This is a genomic window from Streptomyces sp. Y309 (genome assembly GCF_056712025.1).
Window position 1 is genome coordinate 7,033,039 of record NZ_CM160048.1, and the last position, 12,536, is coordinate 7,045,574.

Annotated in this window: 12 protein-coding genes; 6 read left to right on the plus strand and 6 right to left on the minus strand. The window is 71.3% G+C overall.

Annotated elements, in window-relative coordinates:
- Positions 1-19 precede the first annotated feature (19 nt).
- The 4 genes from AC0KTA_RS29085 to AC0KTA_RS29100 all read right to left on the minus strand — a co-directional run bounded on the left by AC0KTA_RS29085 (position 20) and on the right by AC0KTA_RS29100 (position 3,326).
- Entirely contained in the window at positions 20-1,219 is a 1,200-nt protein-coding gene (locus AC0KTA_RS29085; RefSeq protein ID WP_481051179.1) for a 7-cyano-7-deazaguanine synthase, read from the minus strand.
- Positions 1,220-1,346: 127 nt separating this feature from the next.
- Entirely contained in the window at positions 1,347-2,108 is a 762-nt protein-coding gene (locus AC0KTA_RS29090; protein ID WP_481051180.1) for a hypothetical protein, read from the minus strand.
- Positions 2,109-2,110: 2 nt separating this feature from the next.
- A complete protein-coding gene (locus tag AC0KTA_RS29095; RefSeq protein ID WP_481051181.1) occupies positions 2,111-2,512 on the minus strand; it encodes a hypothetical protein in 402 nt (133 codons plus the stop codon).
- A gap of 223 nt (positions 2,513-2,735) precedes the next feature.
- Positions 2,736-3,326, minus strand: a complete 591-nt coding sequence (locus AC0KTA_RS29100; protein WP_481051182.1) for a hypothetical protein — start codon at positions 3,324-3,326, stop codon at positions 2,736-2,738.
- Between the two features lie 38 nt (positions 3,327-3,364).
- Here AC0KTA_RS29100 and AC0KTA_RS29105 point away from each other — a divergent pair, with 38 nt between their 5' ends.
- Both AC0KTA_RS29105 and AC0KTA_RS29110 read left to right on the plus strand, forming a co-directional pair.
- Positions 3,365-5,395 (plus strand): toll/interleukin-1 receptor domain-containing protein, encoded by a 2,031-nt coding sequence (locus AC0KTA_RS29105; protein ID WP_481051183.1) that lies wholly within the window; start codon positions 3,365-3,367, stop codon positions 5,393-5,395.
- Positions 5,396-5,482: 87 nt separating this feature from the next.
- Positions 5,483-5,908, plus strand: a complete 426-nt coding sequence (locus AC0KTA_RS29110) for a hypothetical protein (protein ID WP_481051184.1) — start codon at positions 5,483-5,485, stop codon at positions 5,906-5,908.
- Between the two features lie 54 nt (positions 5,909-5,962).
- Here AC0KTA_RS29110 and AC0KTA_RS29115 read toward each other — a convergent pair whose 3' ends face one another.
- Positions 5,963-6,439 carry a DUF3574 domain-containing protein gene (locus tag AC0KTA_RS29115; RefSeq protein WP_481051185.1) on the minus strand — a complete coding sequence of 159 codons (477 nt, stop codon included), beginning with the start codon at positions 6,437-6,439 and terminating at the stop codon, positions 5,963-5,965.
- Positions 6,440-6,695: 256 nt separating this feature from the next.
- Between AC0KTA_RS29115 and AC0KTA_RS29120 the strand changes: the two genes are divergently transcribed.
- On the plus strand, positions 6,696-7,727 hold the full coding sequence (locus tag AC0KTA_RS29120; RefSeq protein WP_481056600.1) for a phosphatidylinositol-specific phospholipase C domain-containing protein: 1,032 nt from the start codon (positions 6,696-6,698) through the stop codon (positions 7,725-7,727).
- Between the two features lie 28 nt (positions 7,728-7,755).
- On the opposite strand, the gene AC0KTA_RS29125 is transcribed toward AC0KTA_RS29120, so the two are convergent.
- Positions 7,756-8,721 carry an endonuclease/exonuclease/phosphatase family protein gene (locus AC0KTA_RS29125; RefSeq protein WP_481051186.1) on the minus strand — a complete coding sequence of 322 codons (966 nt, stop codon included), beginning with the start codon at positions 8,719-8,721 and terminating at the stop codon, positions 7,756-7,758.
- Between the two features lie 188 nt (positions 8,722-8,909).
- Between AC0KTA_RS29125 and AC0KTA_RS29130 the strand changes: the two genes are divergently transcribed.
- The 3 genes from AC0KTA_RS29130 to AC0KTA_RS29140 all read left to right on the plus strand — a co-directional run bounded on the left by AC0KTA_RS29130 (position 8,910) and on the right by AC0KTA_RS29140 (position 12,451).
- A complete protein-coding gene (locus AC0KTA_RS29130; RefSeq protein ID WP_481051187.1) occupies positions 8,910-10,271 on the plus strand; it encodes an amidohydrolase in 1,362 nt (453 codons plus the stop codon).
- Positions 10,272-10,364: 93 nt separating this feature from the next.
- Positions 10,365-11,600: a cytochrome P450 family protein gene (locus tag AC0KTA_RS29135; RefSeq protein WP_481051188.1), complete on the plus strand. Its 1,236-nt coding sequence runs from the start codon at positions 10,365-10,367 to the stop codon at positions 11,598-11,600.
- 149 nt (positions 11,601-11,749) lie between these two features.
- Positions 11,750-12,451, plus strand: coding sequence for a DUF899 domain-containing protein (locus tag AC0KTA_RS29140; protein WP_481051189.1), 702 nt, complete (start codon positions 11,750-11,752; stop codon positions 12,449-12,451).
- The last annotated feature ends 85 nt before the right edge of the window (positions 12,452-12,536 follow it).

The following is a 12,536-nucleotide window of genomic DNA, read 5'->3' on the forward strand; positions in this document are numbered from 1 at the left end:
CCAGGTCTTGCGCCGCTGGCTATGGCTCGGTGCAAAGGGATGTGACGAGCGCGCGCAGCTCGGCGCGGCCGCGGTTGATCACCTCCAGCCAGGGTTGTGTCTCTGTGCCGGGTGGCAAGGGCTGGTCGGCGATCAGATCAATGAAGCCGTACGAGCCGTCCAGCCAGCAGCGCAAGGCCTGCCAGTCGCGGGTGCGCTCGCGGCGCAGCGACGGAGAGACCGGTGAGGTCTCGTACTCGGTGCCGTCGCCGGAATTCGCGTGCAGCAGGCCGGAGCGGCGCACGAGGCATGGGTAACAGACGCCGCAGTTGTCGTAGGGAAGATTGCGGCGTTGCCGGGGCGGGGCGCCGCAGCTCAGTGTCGCTTCCAGATCGGCTGACGACAGCCCACGGACCCGGGCCGCCGCTGCGCAGACCTCCCCCTTGGTGAGATGGGCCAAGGGGTTGACCACGGTGACAGCTTCTTCGGTGCCGGTGAGGGACAGGATGAGCCGGTTGAGCAGGTGCAGGGTCCACGGGTGGACCGAGCGGGTCGACAGGGCCGAGGCGCGGGAGGCGGTCAGCGGAGGATTGAGAGCGAGCTGACCGTTCTCGGGGATGTGGACGATCGAGTTGCGGCTGGCAGCGGCGGCACGTACGGCGGTGGCCATGTACAGCAGGCCCCGGGAGCGCGACGAAGACTCCACGGAGGGGCCGTGCCCACCGCCCAGGACCTGCCGCGGGTTGGCACGCTTGACCTGGCGCCCTGATTTCTTGGCCAGACGCTCCACCGTTCTGAAGACACCACGCTGCTGGGCCTTGAGCTTGGGCTCCGCGAAGGTCACCAGGAGCAGCAGCCCGCCTTGGGATGTGGCCCGCTGAGCTGCCCAGCTCAGCGAGTCGAGCCCGCCGGAGAACAGCGCCACTTCCGTCGCCCTCCAGTCCTTCCCCAAGGGAATCGGTGGCTGCTTCGGCAAGGCGGGCAGGGCGCGCGGGCGTAAGTCCCAGTGGTCACCGGTGAGCATCTGCAGGAGTGCGGCTGCGAGACCGGCGGATGTCCCTGTCCAGCGGTAGGGGTCGCTGACGGGTAAGGACAGGGAGATGCGTCGTGTCCAGCGGTCGAAGCCGTGTGCCCGGGAGGCGAGTTTGTCGGCGAGGAAGACGGCACGTGCCAGCCTGAGCAGGTCGTCCGCCCAATCCGGCGCCATCGCATCGAGGTACTGGTGACCGGTGATGCGCACCTCGCGCTCCCGGAATCCTGCCTCACCGATCACACGCCATCCCGGCGAGGTGGGGGCTTCACCGTCGTACGACTGCCACCAGAACCGGTGTGGCCTATCGCGGCTCATGTGGTGCCCCTCTCGCTGCTCATGTGGTGCTCTCCGGCTCGGCGGACGGGTCCGAGGCGAGTCCCAGCAGCTTGTCGACTGTGCCGGGAACCAATGCCTGCGCCACCTGAGGGAGCGGAAGAGGTGGCTCCAGGCCGATCGCCTCTTCGCATGGATCAGGCACGAGCTCCAGAATCCGCTCGGCGACCGTGTCGGCCACCTTGCCGCTGGGGTCGAAGACCGGCAGCACCGGGACGGCGAGCTTGATGTGCTCCGCGACGAAACAGCGTAGGAACTCTGTCACGAGGTCGGCGAAGAACCACCGGTACAGCAGGCACAGCAGGTCGCCGGAGAACTTGCTCTCGGTGGAGAGCGCTGCTTGTAGCTGCTCTGTGACGAACCGCTGAGCACACTGGGCCGCAGCTCGGCGTACAGCTGCGTCGACGAGGGTGGTGCCGTCTCCCGCCACCCGGCGGCTGAACTCGGCGATGAACGAGGTGGCCGGATCATTGAAGTCGAGCTGGGGTTTGGCGATCAGCGCCCCAGATCCCTGCTCACTCAACTCGCCCAGCACATCGGTGACGTGTCCGCCTGCACGCTGCCAGACGGTCGACAGGCCGAAGGCATACGGATCAGTGTGTGCGGTCTCTCGGAGGACGGTGAGGCAAGCATCCGCTGCGGCCACTTGGCGGCGCTCACTGCCCTCATCGAGCCTCGCCAATCGTTGGCCCAGGTTTGTCCACGGCTTGCCGGGGGCGTTCTTGCCGCCGCCCGGCCCTCTCCACCGAGTCGACGTGCCCATGGTCAAGCGCCTCCTTTACCTAGGACTGCCATGGTGGTCGTGGCGAGCGTGCACACCAGTGCGACGATGGCTCCGAGACTGGTCAGGGCAGTTTTGTGGTCCGGGAAGAGTTCGCGGCTCGCCTGCCTGAGTTCCGGGCGCACGACGAGAGCGCGCATGCGCTGCCACTTGTGCTGTTCATAGCTGCAGCCGCGCAGCAGACCACGGGCGTTCTTCCTGCACGTCTGCCCCTGCTTGCGGATCGGCGCGCCGCACGGGACCGGGGCCTGAAGCAGGAACCACTGCAGACTCAGGGCGAAGAGAGCGGTGATCCCGACCGGGCCGATGTCCGCAGTGAGCCACCCTGCGACGGCGACGACGAGCAGGACGAGCCCCCAATAGGGCAGGATCTTCCGCCAGTTCATGACAGGCGAACATATGCGGGGAGGAAATGCTTCAGGAGAGCGCACGCGGGCGCACAGGTGCACGGTCTCACGGTCACCGACGGCAGCAGGATTGCGCTGCGGGTCGAGTGGTGAAGCGGAGCCCGCTAGGCGGCATGCTGCGCGGCGTGCCCCAGGGATTTCCTGGCGTCCGTGGTCAAGCGCCAAGCCCGGGCACCGTCCCGCTGCGCCCTACGAACTGCCACTACCCCTCTGACCGGCGGGGGGGGGTACCTCGAGGCGCCCTGGGCACCGGCAGGTCAATCAGGTCGCTCACCCCCGCCACCTCCCGCAACGTCCCAGCCAGCGAGACGAGCGACTCCCGCACTGCTGCGATCTCCCGGCGCAACGTCTCCGTGTGCTCCCACGCACGTTCGTATGCCACCGGATCCGTCGCTGCCGGGCGCTGGGACTCGTACGCGGCCAGCCGGGGATGCCACGTCGCCAGCAAGGGACGAAGCACGCGGTTCAGTACCGTCATCGCCAGGACGCCGAAGCTCACGTGGCCCGGTTCCACGGGTGGGGCGACGGCCGGGCCGTGGCGGCGGAGGATTTCGCGGGTGGTGCCGAAGAGGGTGTAGAGGGACGACAAGGCCTCCCGTAAGAAGCCTTCCTCTCTGTCCAGTTCGACCACTGAGACACGGCTGGCCAGCTCCAGGTACAGCTCCCAGGCCGCGCGGCGCTCCGCGTCGGCCGGCTCCCAGGTACCGGAGATCTCCCCTATGAAGGGAATCGTCAGCCGAGCCGTCACCTGTACCGGGCCCGAGCCCGGGCGTTTCCGCTGCCTGTGTCTCATGATCGGCCCTCCCCGTGCCCACAGTAGGGTAAGTCGCCGTGTGGGACGTCTTCCTCAGCTATAGCCGCAGTGACGCGGAACATGTACGGCCGCTGGCGCGAGCTCTGCGCGCGGCCGGCCTCGCCGTCTTCGTCGACGAGGCCGGGGTGGCGTCCTTTGCCGGGATCAGCGCGACGATCCGGCGCGAACTCGCCCGGTCCCGGGTGCTGCTCGCCTACTACTCCACGGGCTATCCGGAACGGGAAGCCTGCCAGTGGGAGCTCACCGCCGCCTTTCTCGCGGGTCTAGGGGAGGGCGACCCCCTGCGCCGGGTCCTCGTCGTCAACCCCGAGCCCGGCAGCGGGCACATCCATCCCATTGAGCTGCGAGACGCGCGGCACGGGTCGGACGACGTGGATGTCCTGGCCGCCGAGGTACGCGCGCACGTCGATGGGCTCGGTGCGGCCGGGCCCATGCCCATTGCCGAGTACGGGGATGTCCCGCGTTGGCTTCCCGGGACGCAGCCCTCATCCGACGCCGAATTCACCGGGCGGCTTCCCGAGTTGTGGCGGGTGCACTCGGCGCTGCATGAGCACGCGGCGCCGCTGGTGACGGGGCGGACCGCCGCCCGCGCCGTACAGATCCGGGGTATGGGAGGCATCGGCAAGACGCTGCTTGCCCGGGAGTACGCGCTCCGGTACGGGGCCGCCTATCCAGGGGGCGTGTACTGGCTCGACGCCCGCGATGATCAGGGCGGGCTGGGTGGGCGGGGCGGCAGTGGCGCTCGTGGCAGCTACGACCGGCAACTGCTCGCTCTGCGGCGGCACCTGGGCGTCGGTGACATGGATGATCTGTACGCCTACTTCGCAGCCGTCGGCGAGCCCTTCCTCTTCGTCGTCGACGGCGTTCCCGGACGGCTGCCCACACGGGAGGCGGCACGGTTCGCCGCCCCGCATCCGCTCGGCCGGACTCTTCTCACCACCCGCAGTCGTGCGTACGAAGGGCTTGCCACCCCGATCGACCTGGGGCCGCTGGACGTACGGTACGCGCGCGGGGCCGTCGGTGAGGTGCTGGCCCGTGCCGTCGGCGGGCACCCACTAGCGTGCGGGCTGCTCACCCGGGCCGTGCGGGCCGGGCATCAACCGGCCTCCCTGTACGAGCGGTTGCACGCTCCGGGACGTTCGCTGTTCGACACTCTCGCGGGCGAGGACGTGACGGCCTCGCTCGTCCGGGATGTGGATACGCCGGACGCCGCCGACATCCTGCGCTGCGCCGTCGCGCTCCATCCGCTGCCGGTCACCGCCGACAACGTGGCCTCCGTCCTGGCGGCGGAGGACGCCACGCCGATGGTCGTCGCCCGACGGCGCGCCGCGAACGGCCTCGCAGAGCTGCGGGTACGAAGCCTCCTCACGCCCGCCGACGGCGACCGCTGGCAGGCCCACCCCATGACGCTGCACGCCTGGCGTCATCACGACCCCGCCCCCTCGCGCGCGGAAGAGCTGCGGCACGCGGCCCTGCGCACGCTGTGCGGGCAGCATGGCGCCGCTACTCTGGCCTTTCCCACCGCAGGCCGTAGGGAGGTTCCCATGTCGGCACCCAGCGAGTCTGAGCGTATGGCCGCCTTCGATCTCCAGGTGGAGCTCGGCACCCGGATCGGTGTGCAGGAACTGGCACCGGGCACCGGCAGCCTGCGTGAGGCACTGAGCTCGCTTAAGTCGCTGATCGACTTCACGCGCACCACCCTGCACACGTACAGCATCGGCCTCGCCGATCGTCGGCCCGGCGTCGGGGCGGAGAATTCCGTCGCGTCGGAGGTGTCACCGGCACCCGCGGCCGCGACCGTCCAGTCCCTGTCGTACGACCTCGTCAATCGCGTCATCCGCCCCTTCACGGCCACGTGGCATCCACGCCTTGCCGCCCACGAGGCCTGCCGACCTGCTGAGACCGCACCGCTCGACCACGAAGCGGCCTGGAGCGAGGCCGAAGCGATGCGTGCCGAACTCACCCTGCTGCGAGAGCCGTTGCTGCGCATCGCCGAAGGGCTCGGCGGGATCTCGGGCGCGGACTTCGGGTTGCCCGCGGCGGGCTGAGGCATCCTGCGGCTGCCTGGCACACCTGCGGCTCACGCGCCCGCTACCGTTGAGCCGACGGTGGTGAAGCGGCGACGAAGGAGACCCATGGACGCAGAGTTGACCGCCCTCGCGGCGGCCGGAGCCACGGCTCTCGTGCAGTCGATGGTGGGGGACGGGTGGGCGCACGCGCGGGACCGGGCCGTCGGGTTCTTCTCGCGGCGGCGCCCGGCCGGGGAGGAGGACACCGTCGCGGGGGAGCTCGACGAGGCGCGCGAGGAGTTCGTCGCCGCGCGGGACGCGGAGGACGCGGACACCGCCGCGGACGTGCAGGCCGAGTGGCGCAACCGGATGCGGCGGGCGTTGCGCGCCGATCCCGAGGCAGCTGCTGAACTGCAGGTGCTGCTGGACGAGTTGACGCCCGATGGGGACGGGAAGGCGGCGGGTGGCGGCGTGCGCAACACCATCAGCGGGGGCGTGCAGCACGGGAACGTGATCCAGGCCCACACCGTGGGGGATGTCCGGCTCACGTAGCCGGAGCGAGGACACGGTGGTGCCGGGCCTGGGCCCGGCACCAGCAACAGCCCGTCAGAAATCCACCCGCGCCCGGTCGTCCAACCGCCCCACCGAGTCCTGCGCGAACTTCTTCTCGTAGTCGGAGCGGATCTCCTCGATCAGTACGTCGCGCTTCTTCGCCTCGGCCGTCGGGTACAGCAGGATCAGCTCGTACGACCGCTCCCGCTCGATCTTGCCGTTGCTGTCCTTCCACTGGCCCCGGCCCTGCTGGACGGTCAGGCCGTCGGCGAAGCCGGGCGTGACCTCGTCGTCGATGAACTTCATGAACTGCTTGTCCGTCACGTCCGGGCCGCCGTCGGGGCGTTCGGTGCCGAAGAAGAGGCGGGTCTCGACGAAGGGCTCACCGCGCGGAGGCGTGGCCTGGGAGGCGGCGGGGCGCGTGTCGTCGGAGTCGAGTGCCGCGTACGCCGTGGGCGCGCCGATCGCGAGGACGGCCGCCGCCGCGGCCAGGGCCAGACGGGGGCCGGTGAGCGTGAGGGTGAGGGCCATGAAGGACTGCCTTTCGTGCGGTGAATCCACGGAGCGTCAACGGCCGTAAACAGTAGAGGACACGGACAACGCGGACACGCCGCGCCACGAGGGCTGGCCGTAAGTCGCCGTCTTCCGTCCCGTCACCCGAATCCCGTACGTTTCACGGGACTTGACGGGTGTGGTGGAGGGGACGACGGTGCGCGCAGCGGCAGCAGGCAAAAGGGTGACGGCAGGCACGCGGGTGACGCGGCGTACGCGGGCGAGAGTGGCGGGGATCGCGGGCGCGGGCACCCTGGCGTGCGTGGCGGCGCTCGCCCCGGCCGCCGTGGCCGACGGCGGCCCCGCGCCGGTGCCCGCCGCCGACGCCTCGTACGCGGCCACCACCGGCGTCGGTGTCCACAACGCGTACGAGAAGACGAAGTACCCCTACTTCGCGGACGCCCTCGACTCCGGCGCCGCCATGCTCGAACTCGACGTGTGGACCAATGTGTTCGGCGGCGGCTGGCGCGTCTCGCACAGCAACCCGGTCGGCAACGACAACAACTGCGAGAACGCGCAGCGGCCCGGAGAACTGCGCACCAAGGCCCGCAATCAGCGGCTCGACGGGTGCCTCGCCGACATGAAGGCCTGGCACGACGCGCATCCGGGCCACCGTCCGATACTCGTGAAGGTCGAGCTGAAGGACGGCTTCCAGGGGCGGGCGGGCCGTGGCCCCGCCGACCTCGACGCGCTGCTGCGGAGCAAGCTGGGCGACGCCCTGTACCGGCCCGGCCAGTTGGCCGAGGGCAGCGGCAGCCTCGACGAGGCCGTGCAGAAGAAGGGCTGGCCCACGCGGTCCGAGCTCGCGGGCAAGTTCGTCGTCGAGCTCATCCCCGGCACCGTCGAGCAGGGCAACCCGGCCGACACCCTGTGGACCGACCGCGAGTACGCCACGCACCTGCGCGACCTGGCCGCCGCCGGCCGCCTGGGCGATGCCGCCGCCTTCCCCGCCGTCCTCGGCGCCGCGTCCGGCGACCCGCGCACGCGCTACCAGGACGCCTCGATCCGGCCGTGGTTCGTGCTGTTCGACGGGGACGCGTCGGTGTACGCGGGCGGGTCCGTCGACACCAAGTGGTACGCCGACCGGCGCTATCTCGTCGTCATGTCCGACGCCCACAACGTGCCGCCCGCGATCAGCGCCACGAACCCGACCGAGGCCCAGGCCCGCGACCGCGTCACCCTCCTCGCGGGCCGCCACGCCAGCGTGGTGTCGTCCGACTGGTATCCGCTGCCAGGGGTGCTTTCCACGGTGCTGCCGCGCGGCTAGCCCGGGTCGGCTCCGGAGGGCGGGGGCGCTACGGCTGGAACCGTATCCACACCGGCGCGTGGTCCGACCCGGGCGCGTCCCGCCGCTCCTGCGGATCCGCGCCCACCGACGGCAGGTCGAGCACCGCCGTGCCGTCCGGCAGGCCCGTGCCCGCCTCACCGGTGGCCACCACCCGGCCGGTCAGACGGTGGCTCAGCAGGACGTGGTCGATCAGTTCGCGGCGGCCGAAGTTGACGCGGGAGAAGCGCCGTTCGGCCGGTATCAGCGGCGCCACGTTCCACAGCCGCGTCGCGTCGCCCCTGTCCGGCGTGCCGTGCCCGGGCGTGCCGAGCTCGGAGCCCGGCGGGCCGAGCAGGATCTGGGTGGTGGCGGCCGCCGCCTCGTCGTTGAGGTCGCCGAGGACGGCCACGTCGCGCGACTGTCCCGCGCCGGCCAGGAGTTGGTCGGCCAGGGCGCGCAGCGTCGCGGCCTCGGCGGTGCGGCGGTAGAGCGCGTACGCCCCGACGCGGGCCCGTTCGCCCTCGTCACGCGGCTGGAACCGGCCGCCCGGATACGTCAGGAGCTTCGACTTCAGATGGCAGACGGCGGCGTCCAGGACGAGGGCGCGGCTGACGACGCGTACGGCGAACAGGCCGCGGCCCGTCGTGCCGACCTGGTGGCCCGCGTCGTCGCCCTGCACCGGCCGCAGCTTCGGCGGGAACGCCTCGACGTCGGCGATGACCTCCAGGTCGAGCCGGCTCAGGAAGCCGACGCGGATGCCCCGGTCGTCCGCGTGCTCCGACACCGCGGTGTGCCAGTCGCCGTCGAGCATCCCGGCCAGGTCCGCGAGGGCGGCCGGATCGCCGACCTCCTGCACGCCGAGCAGGCTCGGGTCGAGCGCGCGCACCGTCTCCGCGAGCGCGGCCAGCTTGGCCTCGTACGCCGTCTTGTCGCTCGGCCCGGACGGGCCGCCGGGACGGAAGAGGTTCTCGAGGTTCCAGGTGCCGAGGAGCATGCTGGGGCTCCTTCACCGTCATCGTGAGGTGGCGTGCGGTTTCGTGACGCGTCGTGACGTCTCCCCGCGGGTCCGCGGGTGGCGGGCGGCCGATGCCACCCGGGGCGGCGGGCGGCTGACGCCAGAGTGCTCCCGAAACGTCTGCTGTGACAGGGCTACGGCGGACCTACTCCCCGTACCGTGAACGGATGACCGAGCCTGCCGCATCCGGCCCCGCCGACCTCATCATTATGGGCTGCACGGCCCTCGTCCACGACTCGGCCGAGCGCGTCGGCTTCGCGGAGGACGCCGCGATCGTCGTACGCGACGGGGTGATCGCCGACGTCACCACCACCGGCGCCGCCGCTCACGTCGAAGCCACCGAACGCATCGACGCGCACGGCCAGGCGGCCCTGCCCGGCCTCATCAACTGCCACACCCACTCCCCGATGGTGGCCCTGCGCGGCGTCGCCGAGGACCTGCCCGTGGAGGAGTGGTTCAACGACTACGTCTGGCCCATCGAGTCCAACCTCTCCGAGCGCGACGTGGAACTGGGCGCGCGGCTCGCCTGCGCCGAGATGATCCGCGGCGGCGTCACCACCTTCGCCGACCACTACTTCGCCATGGACACCGTCGCGGACGTCGTCGCCGACACCGGCATGCGCGCCAACCTGGGACAGGCGTACTTCTCCTCCCAGGGGCCCGAAGGGCGCGCGGCGTCGCTGGACTTCGCGCTGCGCCACCGGGGAACCGCCGACGGCCGCGTCACCACCTGCCTGGCCCCGCACGCGCCGTACACCGTCGACGACGCGGACCTCGCCGCCACCGCCGAACTGGCCCGGGAACACGGCCTGTTGGTGCATCTGCACGCCGCCGAGAGCCGCGCCCAGACCGAGCACAGCCTGGCCCGGCACGGCGCCACGCCCATCGAGATCCTGCACCGCACCGGCCTCCTCGACGTCGACGTCCTCATCGCCCACGGCACCGGCATCGTCGACCGCGACCTGCCCGTCCTTGCCGGAGCCACCGGGCGCGTCGGCGTCGCGAGCGCGCCCCGCGGCTATCTGAAGTTCGCCTGGGACCCCACCCCCGTGCGGGACCTCGCCGGCCTCGGCATCCCCGTCGGCCTCGCCACGGACGGCGCGGCCTCCAACAACTCCCTCGACGTCTGGGAGGCCATGGCGCTCACCGCGCTCGTCCAGAAGTCCACGACCGGCGACCCACGGTGGCTGACTTCCCGTCAAGCTCTGCACCACGCCACGCTCCAGAGCGCGCGGGCCGTGGGCCTCGGCGGACAGATCGGCAGCATCGCCACCGGCCACCGCGCCGACCTGATCCTGGTCGACCTCACCGGACCGCACACCCAGCCGGTCCACGACCTCGCCGCCACCCTCGTCCACAGCGCGCGCAGCGGCGACGTACGGACGACGATCGTCGACGGCCGCGTCCTGATGCGGGACCGGGAGCTGCTGACGGTCGATGTGGCCGCCGTGGTGCGGGAGTTGGGGGAGCGGCTGCCCGCGCTGGTGGAGCGGGGGCACGGGGGGCGGATCCAGGAGTACGACGGGTGAGGCGAGTCTTTCGCCTCAAGGCCACGCGAGCCCGCCGCCGTCGTGGCTGGGCCCGCCGATCACCGGCCCACCGCGCTCCTTAGGGTGGAGGCCATGGCAACTCCCGCGGCACCCGAGCCCCTCGACGGGCTCATGAGCGACCCCTACGGCACCTACGCGCAGTTGCGCGACACCGCCCCCGTGCGGCGCATCGCCGGTCCTGACGGCACCCCGGCCTGGCTCGTCACGCGCTACGCCGACGTCCGCGCGGCACTCGCCGACCAGCGCCTGTCGGTGGACAAGAGGCACGCGCTGCCCGGGAGCTACCGCGGTTTCTCCCTGCCGCCCGCGCTGGACGCGAACATGCTGAACATGGACCCGCCCGACCACACCCGCATCCGGCGCCTGGTCGTCAAGGCGTTCACGAAGCACCGCGTCGAGAGCCTGCGCGAGCCCATCCGGCGCACGGCCGACGAACTCCTCGACGCCATCGAGGGCGAAGGCCACATCGTCGAGGGCGAAGGCCGCGACGCGGGCGGCGCCCACGGCCGCGCGGACCTCGTCGCCTCATACGCCGCCCCGCTGCCGATCATCACCATCTGCGACCTCCTGGGCGTGCCCGCCACGCACCGCCTCGACTTCACCGCCTGGACCGACGCGCTGATCGCGCCCGATCCCACCCGGCCCCACCTCGCCAAGGAAGCCGTCGTCGCCATGCTCGGCTTCTACACCGGGCTCATCGCCGACAAGCGGAAGGAGCCGGGCGATGACCTGCTGTCCGACCTGATCGCGGCGCGCGACGAGGGCGACCGGCTCAGCGAGGACGAGCTGACGTCGCTCGCCTTCCTGCTCCACTTCGCCGGGTACGAGAACGCCGTGCAGCTCATCGGCAACTCCGTCCTCGCACTCCTGCGGCACCCGGAGCAGCTCGCCGCCCTGCGGGCCGATCCGGCGCGACTGCCGGGCGCAGCCGAGGAGTTCATGCGGTACGACACGTCGGCGGTGTTCTCCATCCGGCGGTTCGCGCGCGAGGACCTCACCATCGGGGGTGTGCGCGTGCCGGCGGGGGAGACCGTGTTCCTGGGCCTCGGCTCCGCGGGCCGCGACCCCGACCGCTTCCCCGACCCGGACCGCCTCGACATCACCCGCGACGCCGGCGGCCACCTCGCCCTCGGCCACGGCATCCACCACTGCGTGGGCGCGCCGCTGGCCCGCCTGGAGATGACGACCGCGATCGGCGCGCTCCTCGACCGCTTCCCGGACCTCGCGCTCGCCGTGCCGGAGGAGGAGCTGCGGTGGCGGCCCTCGATGCGGGCGCGGGGACTGCTCGAACTGCCGGTCGTGTTCTGAGCGGCACTTCCGCAGCGGCGGCGGCACTTCCGCAGGGGCGCTGAGAAAAACTCAGGGAAATCCCGTACGGGACCGATGAGTTCTTGTGAGACGTCCAGTCAGCCCTCCCGAGAACCGCGAACCGCGGACCGGATCCGGAGGAATGTGCCATGGGACTGCCGCACATCGTCACGCGCGCGGAGTGGCTGGCCGCGCGCGAGAAGCTGCTCGCCAAGGAGAAGGCCGCCACCCGCGCCCGCGACGAGCTGAACGCCCAGCGGCGCGGGCTCCCGATGGTCGAGGTGGACAAGGACTATCTGTTCGACGGCGCGGACGGCAAGGCGACCCTGCTCGACCTGTTCGACGGCCGCGTCCAGCTGATCGTGTACCACTTCATGTTCGCCCCCGAGTGGGACGAGGGCTGCCGCAGCTGCTCGGCGTTCCTCGACCAGATCGGGCACCTCGCGCACCTGCGGGCCCGCGGCACGACGTTCGTCGCCGTCTCGCGCGCCCCGTTCACCCGCATCCTGCCCTTCAAGGCCCGCATGGGCTGGGTCGTGCCCTGGTTCTCGGCGTGCGGCGGCGAGTTCAACCGCGACTTCGCCGCGTCGTACGCCGCCGCGGACGGCCAGGTTCACGACCGGCCGGGCCTGAGCTGCTTCCTGCGCGACGGCGACCGCGTCTTCCACACGTACTCGACGTTCGACCGCGGTCTCGACGGCATCGGCTCCACCACCAGCCTGCTCGACCTCACCGCGCTCGGCCGGCAGGAGGAGTGGGAGGAGCCCAAGGGGCGCGCCTCGGCGCTGGGAGCCCCGGCGGGCAGCGAAGGGGTGCGATACCACGACGAATACGAAGACTTCGGGTACTGAAGTCTGCTGAATCGGCCCCAACTCCGTGTCGGTTGCGTCACGTTGCGAGCCACTGGGGGTGTTTCGCGCGTTCTCTTCAGTGCAG